Source organism: Pseudomonas sp. IzPS59 (assembly GCF_014863505.1).
Taxonomy (GTDB): domain Bacteria; phylum Pseudomonadota; class Gammaproteobacteria; order Pseudomonadales; family Pseudomonadaceae; genus Aquipseudomonas; species Aquipseudomonas kribbensis.
Genome location: NZ_CP062251.1, coordinates 3,293,749 through 3,319,033, shown reverse-complemented (window position 1 = coordinate 3,319,033; position 25,285 = coordinate 3,293,749). Strand labels below are relative to the sequence as shown.

General features: G+C 61.2%; 21 protein-coding genes. 1 reads left to right on the top strand and 20 read right to left on the bottom strand.

All coding sequences use genetic code 11. The features are described 5' to 3' along the window. Positions 1-35: 35 nt before the first annotated feature. The 14 genes from IF189_RS14805 to arnB all read right to left on the bottom strand — a co-directional run bounded on the left by IF189_RS14805 (position 36) and on the right by arnB (position 15,604). A complete protein-coding gene (locus tag IF189_RS14805; protein WP_085709979.1) occupies positions 36-1,187 on the bottom strand; it encodes an acyl-CoA dehydrogenase family protein in 1,152 nt (383 codons plus the stop codon). A gap of 3 nt (positions 1,188-1,190) precedes the next feature. After that, positions 1,191-2,297, bottom strand: a complete 1,107-nt coding sequence (locus IF189_RS14800) for an enoyl-CoA hydratase/isomerase family protein (RefSeq protein WP_134827026.1) — start codon at positions 2,295-2,297, stop codon at positions 1,191-1,193. Positions 2,298-2,487: 190 nt separating this feature from the next. Further along, positions 2,488-3,174 (bottom strand): HPP family protein, encoded by a 687-nt coding sequence (locus IF189_RS14795; protein ID WP_192551793.1) that lies wholly within the window; start codon positions 3,172-3,174, stop codon positions 2,488-2,490. Between the two features lie 159 nt (positions 3,175-3,333). Beyond that, entirely contained in the window at positions 3,334-4,512 is a 1,179-nt protein-coding gene (locus tag IF189_RS14790) for an MFS transporter (protein WP_134827024.1), read from the bottom strand. A gap of 100 nt (positions 4,513-4,612) precedes the next feature. Beyond that, entirely contained in the window at positions 4,613-5,131 is a 519-nt protein-coding gene (locus IF189_RS14785) for a GNAT family N-acetyltransferase (RefSeq protein WP_134827023.1), read from the bottom strand. Between the two features lie 62 nt (positions 5,132-5,193). Further along, the gene (locus IF189_RS14780; RefSeq protein ID WP_192551792.1) at positions 5,194-6,792 is read right to left on the bottom strand and encodes an ArnT family glycosyltransferase; all 1,599 of its coding nucleotides are present in this window, start codon (positions 6,790-6,792) and stop codon (positions 5,194-5,196) included. Continuing rightward, positions 6,789-8,168, bottom strand: coding sequence for a UDP-glucose dehydrogenase family protein (locus tag IF189_RS14775; protein ID WP_192551791.1), 1,380 nt, complete (start codon positions 8,166-8,168; stop codon positions 6,789-6,791). The genes IF189_RS14780 and IF189_RS14775 overlap by 4 nt, the downstream gene beginning before the upstream one ends. Beyond that, positions 8,165-8,578 (bottom strand): 4-amino-4-deoxy-L-arabinose-phosphoundecaprenol flippase subunit ArnF, encoded by a 414-nt coding sequence (gene arnF / locus IF189_RS14770; RefSeq protein WP_134827021.1) that lies wholly within the window; start codon positions 8,576-8,578, stop codon positions 8,165-8,167. Before arnF ends, IF189_RS14775 begins: the two co-directional genes overlap by 4 nt. Further along, on the bottom strand, positions 8,575-8,919 hold the full coding sequence (gene arnE, locus IF189_RS14765) for a 4-amino-4-deoxy-L-arabinose-phosphoundecaprenol flippase subunit ArnE (protein ID WP_065257283.1): 345 nt from the start codon (positions 8,917-8,919) through the stop codon (positions 8,575-8,577). Before arnE ends, arnF begins: the two co-directional genes overlap by 4 nt. Beyond that, positions 8,916-10,565, bottom strand: coding sequence for a lipid IV(A) 4-amino-4-deoxy-L-arabinosyltransferase (gene arnT / locus IF189_RS14760; protein ID WP_192551790.1), 1,650 nt, complete (start codon positions 10,563-10,565; stop codon positions 8,916-8,918). Before arnT (IF189_RS14760) ends, arnE begins: the two co-directional genes overlap by 4 nt. Further along, entirely contained in the window at positions 10,562-11,446 is an 885-nt protein-coding gene (gene arnD, locus IF189_RS14755) for a 4-deoxy-4-formamido-L-arabinose-phosphoundecaprenol deformylase (RefSeq protein WP_085709968.1), read from the bottom strand. Before arnD ends, arnT (IF189_RS14760) begins: the two co-directional genes overlap by 4 nt. Further along, positions 11,446-13,437, bottom strand: coding sequence for a bifunctional UDP-4-amino-4-deoxy-L-arabinose formyltransferase/UDP-glucuronic acid oxidase ArnA (gene arnA, locus IF189_RS14750; RefSeq protein ID WP_134827019.1), 1,992 nt, complete (start codon positions 13,435-13,437; stop codon positions 11,446-11,448). Before arnA ends, arnD begins: the two co-directional genes overlap by 1 nt. Next, positions 13,434-14,456: an undecaprenyl-phosphate 4-deoxy-4-formamido-L-arabinose transferase gene (gene arnC / locus IF189_RS14745; protein WP_114883231.1), complete on the bottom strand. Its 1,023-nt coding sequence runs from the start codon at positions 14,454-14,456 to the stop codon at positions 13,434-13,436. The genes arnA and arnC overlap by 4 nt, the downstream gene beginning before the upstream one ends. Further along, positions 14,453-15,604: a UDP-4-amino-4-deoxy-L-arabinose aminotransferase gene (gene arnB / locus IF189_RS14740; RefSeq protein ID WP_192551789.1), complete on the bottom strand. Its 1,152-nt coding sequence runs from the start codon at positions 15,602-15,604 to the stop codon at positions 14,453-14,455. The genes arnC and arnB overlap by 4 nt, the downstream gene beginning before the upstream one ends. Before the next feature lie 466 nt (positions 15,605-16,070). On the opposite strand from arnB, the gene xerC reads away from it, so the two are divergent. Further along, entirely contained in the window at positions 16,071-16,916 is an 846-nt protein-coding gene (xerC, locus tag IF189_RS14735; protein ID WP_225739899.1) for a tyrosine-type recombinase/integrase, read from the top strand. A gap of 7 nt (positions 16,917-16,923) precedes the next feature. Here the strand turns inward: xerC and IF189_RS14730 are convergent, their stop codons facing one another. The 6 genes from IF189_RS14730 to IF189_RS14705 form a co-directional block, all read right to left on the bottom strand. Next, complete coding sequence (locus IF189_RS14730; RefSeq protein WP_192551787.1) at positions 16,924-17,982, bottom strand: ABC transporter ATP-binding protein; 1,059 nt, start codon at positions 17,980-17,982, stop codon at positions 16,924-16,926. After that, positions 17,979-19,574 (bottom strand): ABC transporter permease, encoded by a 1,596-nt coding sequence (locus IF189_RS14725; RefSeq protein WP_192551786.1) that lies wholly within the window; start codon positions 19,572-19,574, stop codon positions 17,979-17,981. Before IF189_RS14725 ends, IF189_RS14730 begins: the two co-directional genes overlap by 4 nt. A 3-nt stretch (positions 19,575-19,577) precedes the next feature. Then, positions 19,578-20,591 (bottom strand): iron ABC transporter substrate-binding protein, encoded by a 1,014-nt coding sequence (locus IF189_RS14720; protein ID WP_085709962.1) that lies wholly within the window; start codon positions 20,589-20,591, stop codon positions 19,578-19,580. 202 nt (positions 20,592-20,793) lie between these two features. Then, positions 20,794-22,323, bottom strand: coding sequence for an ArnT family glycosyltransferase (locus IF189_RS14715; RefSeq protein WP_134827015.1), 1,530 nt, complete (start codon positions 22,321-22,323; stop codon positions 20,794-20,796). Then, positions 22,320-24,032, bottom strand: coding sequence for a lipid IV(A) 4-amino-4-deoxy-L-arabinosyltransferase (gene arnT, locus IF189_RS14710; RefSeq protein WP_134827014.1), 1,713 nt, complete (start codon positions 24,030-24,032; stop codon positions 22,320-22,322). The genes IF189_RS14715 and arnT (IF189_RS14710) overlap by 4 nt, the downstream gene beginning before the upstream one ends. Positions 24,033-24,325: 293 nt before the next feature. Then, positions 24,326-24,979, bottom strand: coding sequence for a histidine phosphatase family protein (locus tag IF189_RS14705; RefSeq protein ID WP_114883219.1), 654 nt, complete (start codon positions 24,977-24,979; stop codon positions 24,326-24,328). Positions 24,980-25,285 lie beyond the last annotated feature (306 nt).

Sequence of the window (25,285 nt, the reverse complement as noted above, 5' to 3'; positions counted from 1 at the left end):
GAGTTCGCCCCCACGCATTGCGTGGGGGCGCCCAATCAGAGTTGGTAGTTCTTCAACTCCCGAGCAATCACCATCCGCTGTATCTCGCTGGATCCCTCATAAATCTGGGTAATCCGCGCATCCCGGTAATATTTCTCCACCGGGTAATCCTCCAGATACCCATACCCGCCATGAATCTGAATCGCTGACGAGCACACCTTTTCAGCCATTTCCGACGCAAACAGCTTGGCCTGCGAAGCCTCCGACAGACAGGGTTTGCCCGCCGTGCGCAACCGCGCCGCGTGCAGGATCATCAGCCGTGCCGCGTTGATCTGCATCTGCATGTCCGCCAGCAGGTTGGCGATGCTCTGGTGCTCGACGATGGCCTTGCCGAACTGCACCCGATCACGGGCGTATCCCAGCGCTGCTTCAAACGCCGCGCGGGCGATGCCCAGCGCTTGCGCGGCAATGCCGATGCGTCCGCCTTCAAGGTTGGACAGAGCAATGGCCAGGCCTTTGCCGCGTTCACCCAGCAGATTGGCTTCGGGAATACGGCAATCGTTCAACGTCACCGCGCAGGTGTCTGAAGCGCGAATGCCCATCTTGTGTTCGGTGCGGTCGACGATGAAACCCGGCGTATCGGTCGGCACCAGAAATGCCGAAATGCCGCGCTTGCCCAGATCCGGATCGGTCACGGCAAACACAATCGCCAGTTTCGCCCGCTTGCCGTTGCTGACGAATTGCTTGGCGCCGTTGATCACCCATTGCCCGTCGCGCAGTTCGGCGCGGGTGCGCAGGTTGTGCGCTTCGGAGCCGGCCTGGGGTTCGGTCAGGCAGAAGCAGCCGATCACCGCGCCGCTGGCCAGGTCCGCCAGCCAGGTCTGTTTCTGTTCTTCGCTGCCGTAGTTGAGCACGGGGCCGCAGCCCACCGAGTTATGAATGCTCATGAACGCGCCGGTAGCGCCGTCGCCGGCGGAAATCTCTTCCACCGCCAGCGCATAGGCCACGTAGTCGACGTAAGTGCCGCCCCATTCTTCTGGCACCACCATGCCCAGCAGGCCGAGTTCGCCCATCTTCGCCACCAGACCGTCATCGATCCAGCCGGCCTTTTCCCAGGCCTGGGCGTGGGGGGCGATTTCGCCACGGGCAAAGTCCCGGGCCATGTCGCGGATCATTACCTGGTCTTCAGTCAATTCGAGATCGTGCATGGCTCAGCTCCCGCTCTCTTCGAAACCGTGAAAGAAACTCGCGACGTGCTCGGCATGCAACGCGGCAAGGGTCGGCGGGTTCCAACGTGGTGATTTGTCCTTATCGATCAGCAAAGCGCGCACGCCTTCGATCAGGTCGCCGCGTTCGAACCACTGGCGATCCAGATGCAGCTCGAGGGCGAAGCAGTGCTCCAGGCTCAGGTGCCGGCCGCGACGCAGCATTTCCAGGGTCACGCCCATGGCCAGTGGCGAGCGGGTTTCCAGCAGGTCGGCGGTGGTGGTTGCCCATTCATGGCTGTCGGCGACGGTGACGGCACGCAGTTGCTCGACGATGCTCGGCACGTCAGGCAAGGCGAAGAAGTGGTCGATGACCGGGCGCAAGGCTTCGAGCGGCGCATCCGGCAGGGTTTGCACGGCGTAGCGGGCCAGCAGGTTTTGCAGGTCTTTCAATGGCGTGTCGTGCCATTGCAACTGGTCGAGCTGTTCGTCGAGGGTGCCGAGTTTGCTGCTGTCCAGATACCAGTCGGCAAGGCCGCAATACAGCGCATCCGCCGCCCGAATCTGCACGCCGCTGACACCCAGGTAAATCCCCAGTTCGCCGGGAATGCGCGGCAGGAAATAACTGCCGCCGACATCCGGGAAATAACCGATGGCCACTTCCGGCATTGCCAGTCGGCTCTTCTCGGTGACCACCCGCAGATCGGCGCCTTGCACCAGACCCATGCCACCGCCGAGAACGAAACCGTCCATCAGTGCCAGCACCGGTTTGCGGTAGTGATGGATCGTCAGGTCGAGGGCGTATTCCTCGACGAAAAAGTCTTCGTGCAGCGTGTCGCCGCTTTTATGGCTGTCGTACAGGGAACGAATGTCGCCACCGGCACAGAAGGCTTTTTCGCCGGCACCGCGCAGTACCACGGCGTGAATATTGGCATCGGCGGCCCAGGCGTCCAGGTGTTGCTGGAGCTGGCGCACCATGTCGAGGGTCAGGGCATTGAGGCCGGCGGGGCGGTTGAGGGTCAGGTGACCGATGTGATTGCGAACCTCGGCCAGCACTTCGTTTTGCGTGGCATCCATGGACGAAGTCCGCGGGGATGAAGCCTGAGCAGTCATCACTAACTCCCTGCTTTTATTGTCTTTATTCGAGAAGCCCGCGCGCGGGCGTTAGCGGATCGTAACAGTGCAAATTTGCCGTGTACAACGGGGATATGTGCATGGGGTGTCTGCATTTTTGCCTTGGGCTGAATGCACGGGATCGCGGCTTCTCTTCAATCGACAACGCTGACAGGGGCAGGCTCCGGACTCAGCGGAACACCTGGCCGATGCTCCGCCGCCTGGCATGCAATTCACTGGCGTGAATCAACTGTTCCAGATCCTCCGGGGTGACATCGATGAACGCCTCCATGTCCGCCAGCGCCAGTTTCAGATCCTCGGCCGTGATGGACTGAATATCCACCGGCGTCACGGCCGGCGCAGGTTCGGCGGGGCGTTTCGGGTAGCGGATACGGGTCAGGTTGTTGTAGGCCAAAGCGGCGAGCAGCATGCACGCGGCACTGAGCATCACCGGTTCCAGGGCTTTCCAGTCCATGGCGATGGTCGTCGGATCGGCCAGCACCATGGTCAACGCGACGGCGCCGGCCGGTGGGTGCAGGCAGCGCAGCCAGCACATCAGGATCAGTGCCATGCCCGCCGCCAGGCACGCGCTGCCCAAGGTTCGGCCGAGGACGTGGGCCACCAGCAACGCGACGACGCCCGCACACAGGTAGCCGCCAATGATCGACCATGGCTGGGCGAGGGCGCCGGAAGATACGGCGAACAGCAACACCGCCGACGCACCCAGCGGGCCGATCAGGTGGTAGGCCACTTCGATGCCGAACACCTGACTGCAGGCCCACACGCTGAACAGCGTGCCGAGTGCCATGCCGATGGCGGCACGGCTCCATTCGGTGGGGCGGGTGTTGATGGCAGCGGGCAACCAGCGAGCGAGCATGAAGAAGCGATCCTTTGAAGAAAACCGAAGGCAAAAAAAAGGACTTGTCCGTCAACCCGGAAAGTCCTTCGAAGCGTTCCAACTATTGGGGGAGGAACGCGCACAGTGTGCCAAGCAATCTCGATGCTGACAAATTCATATAAATGCATCTTCAGTGCATTATTTTTGAACTATTTTCATTCGACGGCCACTGACCACGCACAAGTATCCACCCAGCGCGGCCAGTGCACTCAAGGCATAGAACATGCTCGGCGCCGGGGTGTGCATCAGCAGGAATCCACACATCACCGGGCTCAAAGCCCCGCCCAGTGCCGCCAGGTTCTGCGCGCCGTAGTAGCTGCCGCGCAGGGCTTCCGGGGCCAGGGTGTCGACGAACAGGAAGTCCGCCGGATAGATGATCATCTCGCCCAGGGTGAAGATGAACATGGCTACGCACCAGCCGATGAGGCTGTCGGCCATGCTGAAACCGATCAGCCCGCCGATGAACAACGCTGTGCCGCCGGCGATCCAGCGCCGCAGATGTTCACGCTTGAGCAGGCGACCGATCTGGTATTGCAGCAGGATGACGGTAATCGCATTGCAGGCGAGCAAAGCGGCCATGGTGTCGAGCGTCTGCTGCTGGGTGTGAGTCACCAACAGGTACTGCGACAGGTACAGGGTGAACCGCCCGTGAACCAGTGTGCTGAGCAGGCAGCCCAAAGTGAACAGGACCATCGTGCGGTCGTTCTTGAGGATTCTCAGCGTGTCCAGGAAACTCTGTGGCTGTTTGCCCGACGATTGCGGATCGGCTTCCCGCGAGACGCCGAGCAGCAGAAACACGCTGCCGCAGGCAATCGCGCCAGCAACGATAAACGGCGCGGTGGGCTGGACGCCGGCAATCACCACGCCGATCATCGGGCCGATGGCGTAGCCGATATTGGTCAGGGTGTAATTCAGCGAGAACGCTTTCACCCGTTGTCCGACGGGCAGGTTTTCACTGAGGATCGCCTTGGAGCCAATCAGGAACAATGCCGAAGCGGTTTCGCTGATGATCAGCACCAGGGTGACCAGATACAGGTTTTGCGCAAAAGTCAGCAGAATCAGGCCAACGCCGCTCGACAGCATGGTCAGGATCAGCAACCGACGCTTGTCGAGGCGGTCGATGATGTAGCCGCCATAGAGTGACAGCAGCGTGGCACTGAACACCGCGATGCCCAGCAACAGCCCGACATCCTGAGGGTCGAGGCCCAGCTTGTTGCTCAGGAACAGGGTCAACAGAGGGCTGATCAGGGCGCGGCTGATGACGATGGTCAACGAGGTGATCATCAGCCGGCGAATAAGGCGCGAGTAAGTGGCCACGAAAAGGTCAATGTCCTTATTTCAAATTCGGATACGAGCGGCGTTGCCATCCTCACCGCGTGCCGGTTACCGGTCAAGCGTGCGCAAGACGGTCGTGATATCAGGGAAGCGTCAGGCGCATGGCGCAGCGACGTTTACCGGGAAGGCCGTGGGCAATTTCGTCGCGCAAGGCCTCGGCAAGATGAGTTCCGATATTTTCGTCGTCCAGTACGACAAACCCCATTCGTTGATAGAACGGCGCATTCCACGGCAGGTCGCGAAAAGTGGTCAGCGTGATCGCCTCAAGTTGCTGTCGTCGCGCGTGCTCAATCACGCCCAACAGTAACTTGCGACCGATGCCCTGGCCCTGAAAGTGTTGGCTGACGGACAGCTCTTCAACGTGCAACTGGTTGTCGATTTCAACGGCCCTTAAAAAACCGGCAAGTTGTCCGACAGTATTTTCTGCAATCCATACATGTCCCTGCTCGATGGCCTGCAAATGCTGCGCGGCGTCGGGTACATCGCTGTCGGCCAGCCAGGCCAGTGCGGGATCCAGACGAAACAGTTCAGCGGCCGAACGTTCGATGGCGGGGAGGGTGGCCGCGTCTGCGGGCCGGGCGGGGCGAATGAGAAATGTCATGCGGGAACTGCCGATGGCTGCGATCCTGGGAAGCTCCGCAAGATCGCAGCCTTCAGCGAGGTCTACAAGGGTTTCAGGTACAACAGCACGTAATCGTTCTTGTCGAAGCGACCGCTCAATACCGGCTGCAGGCTTGCCAGCGGCGTGCCTTGCAGTGACTGCAGGTCCTTGCTGTCCATGATCAGCCAGGCGGGACCCTGGAGTGCTTCCAGTTGCTGAACGGTTTCGGTGAACTGCGGTTGCAGGTCCTGTTCGACGTTGACCATGAACTTGATCGCCTTGGCGTCCTTGCCCATGCCGTGCAGCACCAGCGGGGCCGGGTTCTGTTGAACCTGGGCGAACGCCGCCCGACTGAAAGAACGGGTGTCATAGAGCGCGCGTTCCACCGGCTCGAACACGGCTGCATAGACCGTCCACAGCGCCAGCACCGCGCTCAGGGCCAGCACTTCGGCACGCCAGCGCGGCTTCCACAGTCGGGACAGCGCCAGCAGTTGCAGCACGCCCAGCACGATCAGCACCGGCATGACGCCGGTCAACAGCTCCGGGAACTTGCGTCGCGCAACCAGCAGGGCAACGATCAGCAACAGCGGCGTCAGCAGCCACAGGGCCTGAATGATCCCGCGCAACCAGGCGAATACCCGACCGTGAGCTACCTGGAACGGATACGCGGCGATGATCGCGGCCATCGGCAACATCGGCAGCAGGTAACGCGCCTTCTTCGCCTGTGGAATCGACAGACCAACCATGACGATCAACCCAGCCGCCGCGCAATATTGCACCAGGCGCAAGGCCGGTCCGCGCTGATGCGGTTTGCTCAGCCGTGCCGCCGCCAGCACCACAATGGCCAGCGGATAAGCCAGCGCGTAGTTGCCCAGCGAACTGGTGAAGTAGTACAGCGAACCGCTGACGCCTTCACTGCCATCCATGCGCCCCATGAACTGCATGCGGATCACGTCTTGCAGGAAAGCCTCGCCGCCGCTGAGCTTGGCCAGCCACAACAACAGGCCGACACACACCGCGAGCAGGATCGACGCCAGCACACCGAACACGAACAGCCGTGTCCACTGACGGTTGAGCAGGTAATAGCTGCAGAGCATGCCGGTCGGCACCACTAGCCCGATCGGCCCGCGAATGCCGAAACCCAGCAACAGCAGGACGAAAATCAGCGGCCAGCGCCGGCCGGAGCCGAAATGGTCGTGTGCGTAGCCCAGGTAGAACACCGACAGCGCCACGGCAGCCAGCATCAGGTCTTGCGACACGGCGCGGACTTCCGTGATGAAGGTGCTGGTGAGCATCAGCAGCGCAATGCTGATCAATGCCCAACGCTGCGAATGCACCGCCAGCAAGCGGTACATCAATGTCACGATCACCCCGCCGGCGATGGCGCTGGGCAACCACGCGGTCAGGGTATTGATCGCGCCGAAGGGCAGCGACAACAGCCAGATGAACAGCGTCGATAACGCCGAATAATCGGCGTACGGCTGGCTGTAGGTGGTCGGGAATACCGTCGGCCCGTGTCGCAGCATTTCCTGGGCAAACAGCACAAAGCGTGAATCAAAGCCAATGGGTGCCTGTCCATAAACCCCGGCGATAAACAACAACAGTGCCAGCAGCCCTGCGATCAGGGACTGCCGGCGGATGGCAGGCGACAACGTGATCAAGCGACGTCCGCAGTGTTAGGCCATTGTTGCAGCGGGATCGGCAACTTGCGCGAATCCCCACGGCCGATCGGGAAGTACTTGAAGCCATTGCGCGCCAGACGATCGGCGTCGTACAGGTTACGGCCGTCGAAGATCACCGGATCCTTGAGGCGTTGCTGGATCAGGTCGAAATCCGGTGCTTTGAACTGTTGCCATTCGGTGCAGATGATCAGCGCGTCGGAACCGGCAAGCACCGATTCAGGGGTGCCCATCAGCATCAGTTTTTCTTCGTTCGGGTACAGATGCTGGGTTTCCTGCATCGCTTCCGGGTCGAACGCGCGAACGCTGGCGCCGGCGGCGAACAGCGAGTCGAGCAGGACGCGGCTTGGCGCATCGCGCATGTCGTCGGTGTTCGGCTTGAACGCCAGACCCCACAGGGCGAAGGTCTTGCCGCGCAGATCACCCTTGTAGAACGCATTGATGCGGTCGAACAGCTTGTGCTTCTGACGCTCGTTGATCGCCTCGACCGCTTGCAGCAGGTCGCTGGAGCAATGGGCCTGTTCGGCACTGTGGATCAGCGCGCGCATGTCTTTGGGGAAGCACGAACCGCCGTAGCCGCAGCCCGGATAGATGAAGTGGTAACCGATGCGCGTGTCCGCGCCGATGCCCTGGCGTACCGACTCGATGTCGGCGCCCAGGTGTTCGGCCAGTTCGGCGATCTGATTGATGAAACTGATCTTGGTCGCCAGCATGCAGTTGGCGGCGTACTTGGTCAGCTCGGCGCTGCGCAGGTCCATGAACATGATGCGGTCATGGTTGCGGTTGAACGGCGAGTACAGGTCGCGCATCACGTCGCGCACTTCGTCACCTTCGCAGCCGATGACGATGCGGTCCGGACGACGGCAGTCGGAGACCGCCGAACCTTCCTTGAGGAATTCCGGGTTGGAGACGATATCGAACTGCAGCGCGCGACCGGCCTTGTCCAGCGCGGCCTGGATATGGGCGCGCAGGGTGTCGCCGGTGCCGACCGGTACGGTGGATTTTTCCACCAGGATCAGCGGTTGCTCGCGATGGCGGGCAACGGCATCGCCTACCGACAGCACGTATTTCAGGTCGGCCGAGCCATCCTCGCTGGAGGGTGTGCCCACGGCAATGAAGGCGACGCGACCGTGAAGTACGGCGGTTTTCTCATCGGAAGTGAAGTGCAGACGACCGGAATCCAGGCCTTCACGGACCAGGCTCGACAGGCCCGGTTCGAAGATGCTGACGTGACCCTGGCTGAGCAGCTCGACCTTCTTCTGATCGATATCCATGCACACGACATCATGGCCGACCTCGGCCAGAACCGCGGCTTGCACCAGGCCGACGTAACCGCTTCCAAATACTGTGATTTTCATGGAGCACTCCTCAAATCGGGCGCTTGTGCCGGACGAGTGTTGATAGTGATGACACCGAGCATGACCAGTGCCACGCCCAGTGATTTGGTGAAACTGAAGGATTCGTTGAACAGCGGCAGACTGGCCGCCAACAGATACACCAGCGCATAGCTGATGCTCAGCAGCGAATAGGCCCGGCCCAGCGGCAGGTCGCGCAGGGCGGCGAGCCAGCAGAGCATCGACAGTGCGTAGGCAAAAATGGCAGTGACGACCACCGCCAGCGCCGACAGATCGACGCTGCCGCTGCTCAAGGCTGACAACCATTGTTCCGGCTGCGGCAGGCGCGTCATGCTCCAGCGCATGCCCAGTTGGGCGCCGCTGACCAGCAACACGCTGCCCAGGGCGAAACCGATTCCGCGTCCCTGACTCATGACTGTTGCCCCAGCAGTGCCACGCCGCCGATCACCAACGCCACGCCGATCCAGTGCTGGCGATCGATCGGTTCGCGAAACACGAAACGCGCGATCAGCGTGATCAGCACAAAGTTGAGGCTGAGCATCGGGTAAGCGATGCCCACTTCAAGGCGTTGCAATACCAGCAGCCAGACCAGCAGGCCCGAGCCGAGTGCGAAGAGCGCCAGCCATAGCCACGGCGAGCGCAGTTTGTCGGCCCAGGACGAGTCGACACCACGCCAGCTCTCCACCGCGTACTTTTGCGCCACCTGGCCCAGGCACGTCAGCAGACACGCCGTCAGCAACAGCAACCAACTCATGACGGATCCTTGGGCAGGACGATGATCACCAGGTTGCCTTGCTCATAACGGGTGCCGTCCTTGGGCAGCAGGTCGACTTCATGCAGCTCGTCGTCGCCCTTGACCCGCATGACCACGCCGACCGAGCCGGTGCGGCGGGCATCGCGTACCCACTGCTGGACTTCATCGGTGGTGATCCGCTGTTCCGTACCCTCTGGATAGCTCAGGCCGTACTTAAGCTCGCCCACGGTGTTGTACAACGCCACCTTGGGTTGCTTAAGGCGCCAGGCCAGTGCCGAAGCAGCACCGAGATCGTTGCTCAGCAGGTGCGTGGTGCCGGACAGTTCGTCGAGGTGATGCAGGATGAACTGGTCCGGAGTCTTGTTGGCCACCACCGACTTCGGCAGCGCGGCCGGCAGCACGCCAATCAGCAGCAGACTGCCGAGCGCCGGAGCGGCCCAGCACTGCAGCGGCAGAAATGCCTGCGCAAGGTTGGCGATGATCCAGCCGATCAGGGCAATGAACACCAGCACCATGCTGTGCAACTCATGGTCGTACACCGGTTTTTTCAGTTGCAGGTAAACCAGTGCGATCAGCGTGACGACACCCAGCACCAGGTTCAGCAGGCCGTTGATGCTCAAGGCCCGGCCCTGTTCCAGACGCAAACGGTCGGCCAGGGCATGACCCAGCAACAGCGCCAGCGGCAGCAGGCACGGCAGGATGTAGGTCGGCAGCTTGCCGTTGGCGGTGCTGAAAAATGCCAGCGGCATCACCAGCCACAGCAGCAGGAAGGCAATGCCCGGTTGGGTACGGGTCTGCCAGGCTTGCTTGAACGCCGGCACCAGCATGCCGACCCACGGCAGACTGAAGGCAACCAGCAATGGCAGGTAGAACCACCATGGTGCGTCGTGCTGGGCATCGTCACCGGCAAAGCGGCGGATGTGTTCGTGCCAGAAGAAGAACCGCCAGTAATCCGGTTCCTGACTGTGCACGGCCAGCACCCACGGCAGGCTGACGACGATCGCCACGGCAACTGCCACCGGACCGTAGATCAGCAGTTCACGCCAGCGTTTCTGCCAGAGCATCCAGGGCAGGGCGATCAGCACCGGCAGCAGCCAGGCGAGAAAACCCTTGGTCATGAAGCCCATGCCGCAAGCCAGCCCCAACACGGCCCAACTGATCACGCGTTGCCGGGTGCTGTGGCTGTCGACGGCAAACCACAGGGCCACAAGGCTCAGGTTGACCCAGAAGGTGAATTGCGGATCGAGGTTGGCATAACCCGCCTGACCGGCAACCACCGTGAAGCTCATGTAGAGCAGGGCGCAGATGAAGCTTTTGCTCGGCTCGTTCCACAGGCGACGGGCAACCAGGAAGCACAACAGCACGCTCAAACCTGTGCTGAGGGCCGAGGCGAAACGCACGCCGAACAGGTTTTGCCCGAACAGTTCCTGGCCCAGCGCGATCATCCAGTAACCGGCAATCGGTTTCTCGAAATAACGCAGGCCCATGAAATGCGGGGACACCCAATTGCCGCTCAGCAGCATGTCCTGGCTGATCTGGGCGTAACGGGTTTCATCGGGAATCCACAGACCATGGGTGCCGAGTGGCAGCAGGTAGGCGAGCAGAAACAGTCCGATCAGCAGCGGCAATGCCCAGCGCTTGCTCATGCCCCTTGCACTCCCAGCCAGCCTTCACGGCCCTCGAGGACGCCACGCTGCACACGGCCGACAGGCAATGTGTTGAGAAACTCGGGCAACAGATCGCCCAAAGGCTTGAACTCGATTTCTCGCTGGCGTGCATCGGCCAGCAAACGGCGAAAATCGTCGGCCATCAGAATCCCTTCTACTTCGGCATGAATGGTGTAGTTGTTGAGGTTGTCCGGGCGGAACCGGTCAAGGATGAAGGCGTTGAAGTCCTTCGCCGCCACGGTCGGGCCGACCACCTCGTCGAAGGTCGGCATGTCCACCGGAATCTGCGGCGCACCCACTGAACCATCGGCCAGCAGCGGTCGAAACAGCCGATTCCCGCGGCAATCGCTGTTATAGCGAAAACCGAAGGTTTCTTTGGCTTCGACCACGCGCTCGTCCGCGCGCCATCCGGCGGCGGCCGAGCACTGGATTTTCTCGCCGATGATGTCGCTCAGGGTGTCGACGCCGCGACGGATCTGTTCGATCAGTTGCGCGTCGCTCCAGGTGCCGGCATTGGCCTGCCAGCCGTGGTGATCCCAGGCGTGCAGGCCGACTTCATGGCCGGCGTCCCGGGCCTGACGCATCAGGTGCCCGAGGTCGCGACCGATCGGCTTGCCCGGCCAGGCAGTCCCGGCCAGCAGAATGTCCCAGCCATACAGGCCGGCGGCGTTGGAACGCAGCATTTTCCAGAGGAATTGCGGGCGGATCAGGCGCCACAGATGTCGGCCCATGTTGTCCGGGCCGACACTGAAGAAAAACGTTGCCTTGACCTGCGCTTCGTCGAGGATTTCCAGCAACCGGGGCACCCCTTCACGGGTGCCTCGGTAGGTGTCGACATCGATACGAAGACCTGCCTGCATTAACGCTTGTCCGCGATTTCGAGCATGGCTTCACGCAGGAAGAAGTCCAGGGTGTTGCCGATGGTCTCGCGCATTTCCACGGTCGGCTCCCAGTTCAACAGGCGCTTGGCGTTGGCGATGCTTGGCTTGCGGTGTTCCACGTCCTGGTAACCGGCACCGTAGAACGCCTTGCTTTCCACGTCGCGGAAACCGGCGAACGGAGGGAAGTTGCTGCGCAGCGGGTGAGCTTCGAACTGACGCAGCAGTTCTTCGCCCAGCTGACGGATGCTGGCTTCGTTTTCCGGGTTGCCGATGTTGATGATCTGGCCGTTGCAGACATCGTTGTCGTTGTCGATGATGCGGGCCAGCGCCTCGACGCCGTCGGCGATGTCGGTGAAGCAGCGCTTCTGCTCACCGCCGTCGAACAGACGGATCGGGGTGCCTTCCACCAGGTTCAGGATCAACTGGGTGATGGCGCGGGAGCTGCCGATACGGGCCGAGTCCAGACGGTCCAGACGCGGGCCCATCCAGTTGAACGGACGGAACAGGGTGAAGTTCAGGCCCTTGGCGCCGTAAGCCCAGATCACGCGGTCCAGCAGTTGCTTGGAAACCGAGTAGATCCAGCGCTGCTTGTTGATCGGGCCGACGATCAGGTTGGAGCTGTCTTCGTCGAAGTTCTTGTCCTGGCACATGCCATAGACTTCGGAGGTCGAAGGGAAGATCACGCGCTTGTTGTACTTGACGCAGTAGCGAACCAGTTTCAGGTTCTCTTCGAAGTCCAGTTCGAACACGCGCAGCGGGTTGCGGGTGTATTCGATCGGCGTGGCGATGGCCACCAGCGGCAGGACCACGTCGCACTTCTTGATGTGGTACTCGATCCACTCGGAGTGAATGCTGATGTCGCCTTCGACGAAGTGGAAACGCGGGTGGTCGCGCAGACGGTCGATGGCGTCGGAACCGATGTCCAGGCCATAGATCTCGTAGCGGTCGTCACGCAGCAGACGCTCGGACAGGTGGTTACCGATGAAACCGTTGACGCCCAGGATCAGCACGCGGGTGCGACGTGGCGCACGGCCGGATTCGGCACCACGCAGCAGCGAGCCGTCGACCAGACCCAGTTCATTGGCCAGTTGCGGGCCGCTCAGGTACAGACCGTTGTCGTTGCGCTGACCGGCGTTGATCACCAGCGAGTCTTCACCGCAGGCAATGCGCAGCGGATCGACGCTGATCACACGGCCAGGAGCCTGACCTTCGTTGCCCTTGACGACTTCGGCGCTCCAGACGATCAGCTTGTGCTCGCCCACGGCGCAGAAGGCGCCCGGGTACGGACGGGTCACGGCGCGAACCAGGTTGAACAGTTGCTCGGCCGGTTTGGCCCAGACCAGTTTGCCATCCGCCGGAGTACGACGACCGAAAACGGTGGCCTTGGATTCGTCTTGCGGGGTTTCGTTGATCTTGCCTTGCAGCATGTTCGGCAGGGTGTCGCGCAGCAGGTCGCTGGCGGCAGTGCGCAGTTTGGCGTGCAGGGTCAGACCGGTGTCGCTGCGCTCGATGGCAACGCGTTGCTGGGCAACGATGGCGCCGGCATCGGCGCGCTTGACCATGCGGTGCAGGGTGACGCCGGTTTCGGTTTCGCCGTTGACCAGCACCCAGTTGGCCGGTGCGCGACCACGGTAGCGTGGCAGCAGCGAGCCGTGCAGGTTGAACGCGCCTTTTTTGGCCAGTGCCAGCAGTGGCTCGCTCAGCAGGTTGCGGTAGTAGAACGAGAAAATGTACTCAGGGTCGAGCTTGGCGATGCGCTCGATCCACAGCGGGTGGTTGGCGTCTTCCGGGGCATGGACCGGGATGCCTTTGCTGGCGCACAGCTGTGCAACCGAGGCGTAGAAGGCGTTTTCTTTCGGATCGTCGGCGTGAGTGAACACTGCTGCAATGTCGTAGCCGCTGTTAAGCAGGGCTTCAATGCCGGCGCAGCCAATATCGTGGTAAGCGAAGACAACAGTTTTTGCACTCATGAGAGAACCTGATCGGAAGTGGAATTGGAAGTAAGGCCGTCAACGGTGACCGCAGGTGCCGGGGAGGCCGGCTGGCTGCGCAACACCTTTTCAATGAAGAAGCGCGGGCGGGCGCGCACGTCGCTGTACATGCGTCCCAGGTATTCACCCAGCAGACCCATGCCGATGAACTGGCCACCGGTGAACACGAACAGCACCGCAAACAGTACGAACGTGCCGTCACCGGCCCAGCCTGCACCGAACGCCAGGCGCAGCACGATCAGCGCAACGGCGAACAGTGCGCCCAGACCTGCCATCGCGAAGCCGACGATGCTCAGCAGACGCAGCGGCGTGGTAGTCATGCAGGTAACCAGATCGAACATCAGGTTGATCAGGCGCATCGGGCTGTATTTCGAGTCGCCGTGTTCACGCTCGGCGTGGGCCACGACGATTTCGGTGGTGTGGCGGGCAAAGCTGTTGGCCAGGATCGGAATGAACGTGCTGCGTTCGCGGCAGGCGAGCATGGCGTCGATGATGGTGCGGCGGTAGGCGCGCAGCATACAGCCGTAGTCGCTCATGGCCACGCCGGTGGAGCGTTGCACCGCGAGGTTGATCAGCTTCGACGGGTAGCGGCGCAGGGCCGAGTCCTGACGGTTGCCGCGCACGGTGCCGACGACGTCGTAACCCTTTTCGGCTTCGGCCACCAGGCGCGGAATTTCTTCCGGCGGGTTCTGCAGGTCAGCGTCGATGGTGATCACCACGTCGCCCTTGCACTGCTCGAAACCGGCCATGATCGCGGCGTGCTGACCATAGTTGCGGTTGAGGATGACCGCTACGAACGGGCTGTTTTCGCGTCCGGCGGCTTCTTCGAGCATGTTGGCCGACTCGTCGCGGCTGCCGTCGTCGACCAGCACGATTTCGTAGTCATGTTTGAGTTGGGCGCAGGCCGCCTCTGTGCGCCGAAGCAGCTCAGGCAGACTGTCCTGTTCGTTGTAGACCGGGATGACGATCGACACGCATTTAATCGGGTAAGGTCTCACGAGCGTTTGTCCATAAGAGTGGCGATGGCGCCGACAACACGATCCAGATCCTGGTCGGTCATGTCGGGGAACAGCGGAATCGAGCACAGCCGCGCCGAGTTCCATTCGGTGTTGGGCAGGTACAGGTCAGGGTCACGCTGGCGGTACCAGGTGTGCAGGTGGGTGGCGATGAAATGAATGCCGGTGCCGATGCCTTGCTCCTGCAGGCCCTTCATGAAGGCTTCGCGATCCATCCCGCAGCGCTCGCTGTCGATGCGCAGGATGAACAGGTGCCAGGCGTGTTGCTGGGCGTATTGCTGCGGCACGGCCAGCGGCTGCACCGGCAAGCCTTCGAGCTTTTGCAGGTACTGACCGGCCAGCTCGGTACGGCGGGCGTTGATGGCGTCCAGACGCTCCAGTTGCACCAGGGCAATGGCGGCGTTGATGTCGGACAGGTTGTACTTGAAGCCCGGCTCAATTACCTGGGCCTGTGGCTTGCGGCCACCGGTCAAACGGTCGTAGGCATCGACGCCCAGACCGTGGAACTTGAGCATGCGCACGCGGCTGGCCAGGGCTTCGTCGTCGGTGACGAACATCGCGCCCTCGGCGCAGGTCATGTTCTTGATCGCGTGGAACGAGAAGATCGCCGTGCCCCGGGAGCCGACGTGGCGGCCCTTGTAGCGGGTGCCGGCAGCGTGGGCAGCGTCTTCGATGACGGCGATGCCGTGCTTGTCCGCCAGTGCGTACAGCGGATCCAGATCGAACGCGGCACCGGCGTAGTGCACCGGAATGATGGCTTTGGTGCGTGGCGTGATGGCGGCTTCGATGCGGGCAGCGTCAGTCATCAGGGTGTCGCGGTCGACATCGACGAACACCGGTGTGGCGCCCAGCAGGGAAATCATGTTGGCGGTGGAGACCCAGGTCTGCGACGGCGTGATGACTTCATCGCCGGGACCGATGCCCAGGGCCAGCAGGGTGATGTGCATGCCGCCGGTGGCGGAGGAGAGAGCAACGGCGTGCTTGCAACCCACGTACTGCGCGAACTGTTCTTCAAGTGCCTGGTTTTTCGGCCCGGTGGTGATCCAGCCTGAGCGCAGAACCTGCTCGACGGCCGCAATTTCTTCGTCGCCGATACTCGGGCGAGAGAAGGGGAGAAACGCCTGACTCATGGACACCTCATTGCGAAAAAAATGGACAGATCCATCTGTTCATCGGATCCAATCCCAGCGTAGACGCAAAAAACAGGTTTTGCATCAACGAGTTGCTTGGTAAGCATGACGTCGGGGGTTGGTTGACTTTTCAGGCGTTGCCCGGCAGGTTGGGCGGTACCGACTGAGGACCTATCTAGCTAAGGTTATTCCCGATTTTGTGAAAGGAATATGAAAAACCGGTCGGTGAATCGTTTATCTCAAATTCATACAGCCGCTGTTCAGATTTCCGCGGCTTTATCGGAAAAGTCCTACTACAAGACTCTTCCTTACATCAAGTTCATTGCAGTTGTTAGTTGTTGTGCTGGACTGTTTTTTACTCAAGGCCTTTCGTTTGAGCAGCTTATCCATTACCTCTTCAGAATCTATCGCAAGTAACCCTTTGTCCTTGTATTTGGCGCGTTTGGCACCTTCCAGCCAACTCACCATGCGGTACGTTTTACAAGATGCCGCCGATCGCCTCGGCTTTGAAGACATGAATGTCGAGGACATTCCCTGGCACGCCCTGCAACCCGAGGATGTTGTCGCGTTAGTCGCCGCTTTGCGCGCCGATAACTATGCTCCCAACACCTCTTCACTCTATGTAAACGCCATTCGTGGCGTCATGAACGAAGCCTGGCGCATGAGCCTGATCAGCCAGGATCACCTGTTGAAGATGCGCTCGGTCAAGGGAATTGCCGGTACGCGACTGTCTCAGGGGTGCAATCTGAAACGCACGCTGATTCATGAGTTGATGGAAGTCTGCGCGGCCGATCCCCGTCCGCAGGGGCTGCGTGATGCGGCGGTGATTGCGCTGTTGTACGGCACGGGTATGCGCAAATCCGAGTCGGTGGATCTGGACCTGAATCAGGTGGACTTCACTGAGCGCAGCCTGTGCGTCACCGCCAAGGGCAACAAACAACTGATCAAATACGCACCGGCCTGGGCCTTCGCCAAGCTCAATGCCTGGCTGGAGTTTCGCCGCTCGGAGCTGAAGGAAGGCGAGAGCGACGATACGTTTCTGTTCAACCGCATCCGCCGTGGCAGCCACATCACCCGTGAGCGCATCACCAAACACGCAATCTATTACATCGCCCGCCAGCGCGGGACCCAGGTCGGGGTGAAGATCATGCCCCATGATTTCCGGCGTTCGTTTATCACCCGGGTGATCGAAGAGCATGACCTGTCGATCGCCCAGAAACTCGCGCACCACAGCAATATCCAGACGACCGCCAACTACGACGTGCGCGACGACAATGAACGGCGTCGCGCCGTGGATCGTTTCGATCTGTAGTCGAGTGTTACGACGCGCCGAAGACGTGGGCCGCCCCTAGAATCGACAGTTGTACCGCGCTGCCGGCCGGCGGCGCGTGCATTCCGGTGCTGCGCACCAGCAGCGAACGACCGGATTCTTCATTGGCAGCGGCACGCAGCTCGACCGTCAGGGTGCACGTGTTGCCGCCGAAATCGCGTTCGGTGACCACGGCATTGCAGCCCTCAGAATCGGCGGGAAGGTCGGACAGCTGAAGCTGTTCCGGGCGCAGCATGATCTGCGCCGGACCGGAGAAACCGTTGCTGTTCACCGCGATTCGCCCAAGATCGCAATGGGCCCAACCGGCCTCGATTTGCGCCGGCATGACCACCGCTTCGCCCAGAAAACGTGCGGTCTGCTCGTCGTCCGGATAGCGGTAGAGGTCCATCGGATGCCCTGACTGCACTAGTCGCCCGTCACGCATGACCGCCAACTGATCGGCAAACGACAAGGCTTCGCCCTGGTCGTGGGTGACCAGAATCGTCGTCACGCCGCTGTCTTCGAGCAGACGGGCGACCATTTTGCGCATGGCGCCGCGCAGGCCGGTGTCGAGGGCGGAAAAGGGTTCATCCAGCAGCATCAGTCGCGGTTGCTGGGCCAGTGCCCGGGCGAGCGACACCCGTTGCTGCTGGCCGCCGGACAACTCATGGGGCCAGCGCGCAGCCATGTTGGTGTTGAGGGCCACGCTATCCATCAATGCCTGGATACGTTCGGTTCTGGCACTGCCGGTTTCGCTCAGTCCAAAACCGATGTTGTCGGCCACGGTCATGTGCGGAAACAGCGCGCCATCCTGCGGAACATAGCCAATCTGGCGCTGGTAGGCGGGCACGGCGTGGGTGCTGTCGACCAGCGTCTGACCGTTGAGCGTCAGGCTTCCCGCATCGGGAAACTCGAAGCCGGCGATCATCCGCAGCAGCGTGGTCTTGCCGGAGCCTGACGGGCCGACGATCACGGTGCGACTGCCGGTCGGAACGGACAGGTTGATGGTGTCCAGCGCCGTTTGCGCGCCGAAGGATTTACTGAGATTGATGATGTCGAGAGCGTTCATCGGCCGGCACTGCGCCTGGATTGGTGATAGAGGATGGCCGTGAGCGGCAGCGAAAGCACCACCATCAGCAGCGCGTAAGGTGCTGCGGCGGCGTAGTCGATTTCGCTGGTCATGGCCCAGAAACCGGTGGCCAGGGTGCGCGTGCCGTTGGGCGCGAGCAACAGGGTTGCGGTCAATTCATTGGTGATCGCCAGGAACACCAGCGCTGCACCCGCCGCCGCACCGGGCGCGGCCAGGCGCAGGGTGATCAGCCACAAGGCACGCAGGGGCGAACGGCCGAGGCTTTGCGCGATGTTTTCCAGCTCCACCGGCGCCTGGGCGAAACCGGCACGCAGGCTGACCAGCGCCCGCGGCAGGAACATCAGCAGGTACGCCAGCAGCACGGTGATGGTGGTCTGATAGATCGGCCGGGCGAAATGGATCGTCACGGTGACCAGCGCCAGCGCCACGACAATTCCCGGCAGGGAACTGGTGATGTAGTTGCAGCCTTCCAGCACACGTTGCAGTTTGCCGGGCGCGCGGATCGACAGCCAGGCAATCGGGATCGCTGCAAGGCTGGTCAACACCGCACCGGCGACGCCGAACGACAGGGTTTGAAGCAAGGCCGGCAACAATTCTTCGCCTTGCCAGACTTCAGCGCCGCCCGCGATCAGCCACCTGCCCAGCGTCAGCATCGGAACACCAAGGGCCAGCAGGCAGGTCAGAGTTTGCAGGCACAAGCCCAAGGCGGCAGTGCCACGTTTCAGGCCCACGGTCCGCTGTTCCCGGGCGCTGCCGGAACCGACCCGGGCATAACGCGCGTGTCCCCGAGCGGCGGATTCCACGGTCAGCATCGCCAGACAGCACAACGCCAGAACACTGGCGAGCATGTTGGCGGCCGGGCCGTTAAAGGTGGATTTGAACTGATCGAAAATGGCCGTGGTGAAGGTGTCGAAGCGGATCATCGCGTACAGGCCATATTCGGCCAGCAAGTGCAGGCCCACCAACAGCGCACCGCCACAGATCGCCAGCCGCAATTGCGGCAACACCACCCGGAAGAACACGGCCCACGGTTTCAGGCCGAGGGATTCGGCCACGTCTTCGATCGCCGGGTCGAGACGACGCAACGTCGCCGCAATCGGTAAATAAAGGAACGGAAAGTAAGCGATCACAGACACCAGCACACCGGCCGGCAGCCCATTGATCGACGGAACCAGGCTGACCCAGGCATAGCTGTGCACGAACGCCGGCACCGCCAGCGGCGCAACCGCCAGCACTGACCACAATCTCCGACCGGGCAGATTGGTGCGTTCGGTCAGCCAGGCCAGAGTGATGCCCAGCACAATGCAGATCGGCAGGGTGATCAACACCAGCAGCACGGTGTTGATCAGCAATTCGGCCACCCGAGGGCGGAAGATCAAGGCTTCGATGGTCGCCCAGCCGGTGTACCACGACACGCCGACCACAAACCCGATCGGCAGTAACGACAGCAATGAAACACCGACCGCCAGTACGACCACCCAGGGGCTCCCGCGCCCGTTGAGGGCGCGGGTCCTGCGTGAAAGGTTGGCGGAGGGCGCCGCAGCGATCCCCGCCGGCAGAGTTTCAGGCATCAATTAAAGCAGTCCCGCCTGAGTCATCAGTTCGACGGCTTTCTTGCTGTCGAGCTTCGATGCGTCGACTTTCGGTGCGTCCAGATCCTTCAACGGCACCAGTTTCGGGTTGGAAGCCGAGTCCTTGCCCACGGCGTACTCGAAGGAGTTGCCGGTGCGCAGCACTTCCTGGCCTTGCTTGCCGGTGATGTACTGGAGGAATTTCTGTGCTTCTTCCTGGTGTTTGCTGGACTTCAGTACGCCACCACCGGAGATGCTCACGAACGCGCCCGGATCCTGATGCTTGAAGTAGTGCAGGGCGGTGTTCTTGCTGTTTTCACCGGTCTTGGACTGATCGACGAAAGCGTAATAGTGATAGATCACGCCGCTGTCCACCTGGCCGGCGTTCACCGCTTTGAGCACCGAGCTGTTGCCACGGTAAGCGGTGAAGTTGGCTTTCATGCCCTTGAGCCATTCCAGAGTGGCGGCTTCGCCTTTCTGTTCCAGCACGGCGGCGACGATGGCCTGGAAGTCGGCACCGGCTGGGGATGCAGCCCAGCGACCTTTCCACGCCGGGGTCGCCAGATCCATCAGGGATTTTGGCAGGTCCTTCTCCGGCAGTTTGGCCGGGTTGTAGACAAAGACTGTCGAGCGAGCGGCGATGCCGACCCACTGGCCATGGGCCGGACGATAGGCCGAGCCCACTTGTTCAAGGGTGGCCGGTGCCACCGGGGCGAACAGCTTGGCATTGTCCACCAGCACCATGGCCGGGGAGTTTTCCGTCAGGAACACGTCCGCCGGGGAGGCTGCGCCTTCCTGCACGAGCTGGTTGCCCATTTCCGTGTCGTCGCCGTTGCGGATCGTGACCGGGATCCCGGTTTCCTCGGTGAAGCCGGCGACCCAGGCCTTGGTCAGGGTTTCGTGCTGGGCGTTGTAGACCACAATGCCGACGGAATCGGCCGCAAACACCTGACCGGCTGCGAGCAGCGCGGTTGCCAGAGTAGCGTGCTTGAGAAAGGACGGAAGGGATGGACTCATGACGTAGCAGCTCCTGTTTTTTAGACGTTATGGGCAAGCATTCGCCGGAAAACTTCAATGCGAATGATTTGCATATGTTGGCTGGCTGGCAATGTAGAGAGGCAAATGAGAAAAAAACGTCAAACAAACCGTTAATACATGTCATTGCCATTCAGGTTAGCAGTCACTGGGCGGGGACGCCGGGCGAACCCGGCGTTGTCTTTCAGGAGCCTTGGGGCAGGTAGGCGACGCTTTGATCCTCGCGGCCATGGAACACTTGTTCGCCGCGGGTTGGGGTGGTGGTGATGACTTGATGGTCTTGACCGAGCCTGGAGAGCGGCACGGGTTCGCCGGTGCGGTACTGGGCGACGAAGATCGTACGCTTCGGATCCCAGTGCTTGCCGCTGGTGCGTTCCAGCCATTCGAACATCGCGGCAGCATCGCCATCGCGAGGGAAGTCGCGGGTTTCCGGCACGTAGTAGAACGGCTCGCCGCCGGTCTGCAGGTACATCGGAACCTTGTTGTCCACCTCGACCATGACGAAGTGCCATTGGCTCAACGGCGCACGCTGGCTGGCTTGCAGGCGCACGGTCTCGCCGAACTGGATCGCGCCGCCACCGCTGTTGGTCCAGGGGTAGAGCACGCCGAGAATCCCCAGCAGCAATACCGTGGTCACCGCGAAACCGATTTTCAGGCCGCGCCCGCCAAACGGGCTCTCGGCGTTTCGCGCGGCCATGCGCCGGGTAATCCACCAGGCCCCGAGCAGTTGCGCGAACGGCACCAGTGGCAGCACGTAGTAACTGCGTCGACTGCCGCTGGCGGTGAAGAACAGCATCAACAACCCGAGGCCCTGAATCAGCCAGCGGGTGTCCGGTTCGATGTGTTTCCAGTTCCGCGCCGCGACCCACAGGGCAATGATCCAGCACGGTGCCCAGGGCAGGGTGTAGATCGGCAGGTACAGCAAATAGGTGTAGATCGGGCCGATGTTGTCGAACGGCTGGAAAAACCGCACAACGTTTTCCCGCAACACCAGCCCCAGGCCGCTTTCCCCGTAGTTCGGCGCGCCGTAGAGGTGGGACAGCAGGAATGGTGTCATGTAGAACGCGCCTGCAATCACCAGCGCCGCGAGCAGGCGCAGGTTCAGATGACGTTTCCAGCGGCCCTCACTCAGCAGGTGCGGCAGCAATACCAACCCCGGCAGGATGAAACCGATCAGACCTTTGAACAGCGATGTCAGGGACAGCAGGACGCAGAACACCAGATAGCGCGAAAACCGCGTGTCGTCCGGTCCGCGCCAGTACCACCAGACCGCCGCCAGCACACCGCAGACCGTCAGGATGTCGGCAGTGGCGACCCGCGCCCAGAACACGAAATAGAAGGTGGTCGCCAGCATCCAGCCGGCGATCAGCCCCGTGCCTTTGCGAAACAACTGCTCGCCCAGCAGATACACCAGCCAGACGCTGAGCCACGCGGACACCACCGAAGACAGGCGCAGCGACCAGTGATCGAGACTGCCGGTCAACCAGGCGGTCGCGGTGATCAGCCAGTACGACAAAAGCGGCTTGTCGTAGTAGGGATCACCCTTGAGGTACGGGTCGAAGTAATCGCCGCTTTGCATCATCTGCAGCGCGATGTTGGCCCAGCGGGTTTCCGCGCCCCAGAGTTCGCGGCTGCCCAGCCCGAGCAGCAACATCAGGGCGCTGGCGGCCAGCAGGAGCAGCAGGGCGCCCCGTTCGTTGTTGCGCAAGGTCATGGTTTGATCTGCGGGAAGATGAAGATCTGCAGATTGCCGCGACGGTAATGTTTGCCGTCTACCGGCAACAATCCGACTTCCTGCTCTTCCTGCGTACTGTTGACGCGCAAGACCACACCGACCGCGCCTTTCTTCCGCGCTTCGGTCATCCACTGGCCGACGCCGTCCATGGTGACTTTACGTGCTTCCATGGCCGGGTCTTCGAGGCCGTACTTCAATTCACCGATGGTGTTGAACAGATCCACCTGCGGACGCTTCAGACGCCATGCCAGCGCGGAGGCCGCACCCAGATCGTTGCTCAGCAGCGATGCGGTTTCACTCAGTTCCTGTTGATGCTCGGCAATGAACTGGTCGGGCATCTTGCTGTTGACGATCTGCCCCGGCATGGCCGCCGGCAACAACGCCACCAGCAGGCCGATACCCAGCGCCGGCATGGCCCACAGCGTCAGCGGACGCAGCACTTGCAAGGCATTGGCGATGATCCAGCCCACCAGCACGATATAGGCCAGCGACAGGCTGAACATCTCGGTGTTTTCGTAGATTTCCTTGGTTGCCTGCAAATAAAGCAGCGCCACCAGCGCCGCACTGGCGATGACGGTATTGATCACACCGTTCAGGCGCAGGACGCGGCCACTGTTCTGATCCAGCCAGTTGACCACGGTCTGTCCCATCAACAGGGCGATCGGCAGCAGGCACGGCATGATGTAGGTCGGCAGCTTGCCGCTGCTCAGGCTGAAAAAGGCCAGTGGCAGCAGGAACCACAACGCAAGGTAGGCGGTTTTCGGGTCACGCTTTTCGCGCCAGGTGCGCAGGAGCGCCGAAGGCAGCAGAACGGCCCATGGCAGGGTGGAGGCAAACAGCAGCGGGAGGTAGAACCACCATGGACGGGCGTGCTGTGCGGCATCGCCGGCGGCAAAACGACGGATGTGTTCGTGCCAGAAGAAGAAGCGCCAGAAATCGGGTTCCCGGTAATGAACAGCCAAGACCCACGGCAGGCTGATCAGCACGCAAACCACAACGGCGACCAAGCCGTAACGCACCAGTTCGCCGAAGCGGCGTTGCCAGATCATGTAGGGCAGGGCGATCAGCACCGGCAACAATAAAGCCAGGAATCCTTTGGTCATCAGGCCCATGCCGCACGCGACACCGAGCAGCGCCCAGCCACCCAGACGGGCGCGAGGGGTCTGGCTGTCGATGGCAAACCACACGGCGACCATGCTCAGGTTGACCCACAAGGTGAACTGCGGATCGAGGTTGGCGTAGCCGGCCTGGCCGGCAATCAGCCCGAAGCTCATATAAAGGAGGGCGCTGGCGACGCTGATGCGCGGGTTGTTCCACAGCCGGCGGGCTATCAGGTACGTCAGCCAGACGCTGACACCGGTACTCAGGGCCGAAGCGATACGCACGCCGAACAGGTTTTCACCGAAGATCGCCTGGCCGATCGCAATCATCCAGTAACCGGCAATCGGTTTTTCGAAATAGCGGATGCCCATGAAATGCGGCGCGACCCAGTTGCCGCTGAGCAGCATTTCCTGGCTGATCTGGCCGTAGCGGGTTTCATCGGGGATCCACAGGCCGTGGGTCATCAGCGGCAACAGATAAAACGCCACGAAAGCCAGAATAAGGCCGGGAATGGCCCAACGCTCGAAAGTCGTGGTGGGGGAGAAATGACGGGCAGCGTGTCGCAGCGGGTTGTTTTCAGACGTCATGACAAAGCCTTGGTGCCAAACGAAGTTCTTGTGTCGATGGCCTGCCCGGCGTGTTCCTGAGCGGGCGGGTCATCGTGTTGAATGAATGCAGGTGTGCGATCGGGGGACGGGCGTTTCCTGTATCCAGAGAGCTGCCGAACCTCCAGGCCGGAGTTCTCGCACTATAGCCAAGCTTAAAAAAAACCGTTGTCCAGTAAATCGGGGGCAGATACATCTTTCATTACAAATTAATGAAGTCCGTTCCTGACTAGTTGAAAAAAGTGCAACCTTGTCGGTTCGCCCCAACTAAAGCATTAATGACTATTGAGTTGAGACCAGGCATCGGCATTCATGATGCCCAACACTTTAAGTTGGCCTTTGTCATCGATGCGAGCAAACAGGGTACTACCGTATTCGGCGGCGACGGCGTGAGGAAAACCGGTCTGTTTTTCGAAGTCACTGATGCATCCGCTGTGGGTGACCAGCACCAGATTGCGCTTGGCAACCTTGTGCGCCACCACGTCGTTGCGCAGAGAAGAACCGCAGGACTCGAGCCAGATCTGGGTCGTGGCGTCCTGACCGAACATAGCGCGTGCGGTCTGCACGGTACGGGTCAGCGGGCTGGTGAACACCTGCGCCTGCTGCATGCCCAGACCCACGAAGCCTTTGCCTACAAGCGCTGCAGAGTCGTTGCCGGCCTGGGTGATGCCGTCGGCCGGGCCCAGGCAGAGGTTGTCGGAACGGTCGCAGCGTTCGGCATGACGTACCAGTGCGACCACTTCGCCAGCCTGCCAGGCCTGGGTCCAGTCAGCCCGGGCGGCCTTGCCGGCGTTGCCCAGATCGACGGGCGAGCGGGTCACCCAGACGAAGCCGCTCACCAGTCCGATGGCGACCACTACACCGATGCCGGTCAACAGTTTTCCAAGACGAAGCGTGCGGCGTTGTTTATATGTCGCTGTTAATTGCATCTGTCGCTCCACGGCATGCCCCTTGACGTCGCAGGCGAGATTGGCCGGCGATTTAACCAACTTTTATAGTTGTGTACTTGAATAATGGCTGAACATTACGTTCGTGCACGTCGGGGGGCGGTGAAGAACATGTGAAAATTTCGCGAGAGTCGATAAAACCCAACTAATCCGGTGTTTGATAACCAGACTCAAATACCCTTTTTTTACCGGCCAGTCTTAACAAATGTTTATGTTTGCGGTGAAGCTGCGCAGGTTCGGTCAATGTCGCTGTTTTTGACCGTGAAGTCTGAATTCAGCAGTGGAGTC

Coding starts and splice junctions, on each gene's coding strand:
- IF189_RS14805 (WP_085709979.1), bottom strand. CDS start 1,187: ATGCACGATCTCGAATTGACTGAAGACCAGGTAATGATCCGCGACATG.
- IF189_RS14800 (WP_134827026.1), bottom strand. CDS start 2,297: ATGACTGCTCAGGCTTCATCCCCGCGGACTTCGTCCATGGATGCCACG.
- IF189_RS14795 (WP_192551793.1), bottom strand. CDS start 3,174: ATGCTCGCTCGCTGGTTGCCCGCTGCCATCAACACCCGCCCCACCGAA.
- IF189_RS14785 (WP_134827023.1), bottom strand. CDS start 5,131: ATGACATTTCTCATTCGCCCCGCCCGGCCCGCAGACGCGGCCACCCTC.
- IF189_RS14775 (WP_192551791.1), bottom strand. CDS start 8,168: ATGAAAATCACAGTATTTGGAAGCGGTTACGTCGGCCTGGTGCAAGCC.
- arnF (WP_134827021.1), bottom strand. CDS start 8,578: ATGAGTCAGGGACGCGGAATCGGTTTCGCCCTGGGCAGCGTGTTGCTG.
- arnE (WP_065257283.1), bottom strand. CDS start 8,919: ATGAGTTGGTTGCTGTTGCTGACGGCGTGTCTGCTGACGTGCCTGGGC.
- arnT (WP_192551790.1), bottom strand. CDS start 10,565: ATGAGCAAGCGCTGGGCATTGCCGCTGCTGATCGGACTGTTTCTGCTC.
- arnD (WP_085709968.1), bottom strand. CDS start 11,446: ATGCAGGCAGGTCTTCGTATCGATGTCGACACCTACCGAGGCACCCGT.
- arnA (WP_134827019.1), bottom strand. CDS start 13,437: ATGAGTGCAAAAACTGTTGTCTTCGCTTACCACGATATTGGCTGCGCC.
- arnB (WP_192551789.1), bottom strand. CDS start 15,604: ATGAGTCAGGCGTTTCTCCCCTTCTCTCGCCCGAGTATCGGCGACGAA.
- xerC (WP_225739899.1), top strand. CDS start 16,071: ATGCGGTACGTTTTACAAGATGCCGCCGATCGCCTCGGCTTTGAAGAC.
- IF189_RS14730 (WP_192551787.1), bottom strand. CDS start 17,982: ATGAACGCTCTCGACATCATCAATCTCAGTAAATCCTTCGGCGCGCAA.
- IF189_RS14725 (WP_192551786.1), bottom strand. CDS start 19,574: ATGCCTGAAACTCTGCCGGCGGGGATCGCTGCGGCGCCCTCCGCCAAC.
- IF189_RS14720 (WP_085709962.1), bottom strand. CDS start 20,591: ATGAGTCCATCCCTTCCGTCCTTTCTCAAGCACGCTACTCTGGCAACC.
- IF189_RS14715 (WP_134827015.1), bottom strand. CDS start 22,323: ATGACCTTGCGCAACAACGAACGGGGCGCCCTGCTGCTCCTGCTGGCC.
- arnT (WP_134827014.1), bottom strand. CDS start 24,032: ATGACGTCTGAAAACAACCCGCTGCGACACGCTGCCCGTCATTTCTCC.
- IF189_RS14705 (WP_114883219.1), bottom strand. CDS start 24,979: ATGCAATTAACAGCGACATATAAACAACGCCGCACGCTTCGTCTTGGA.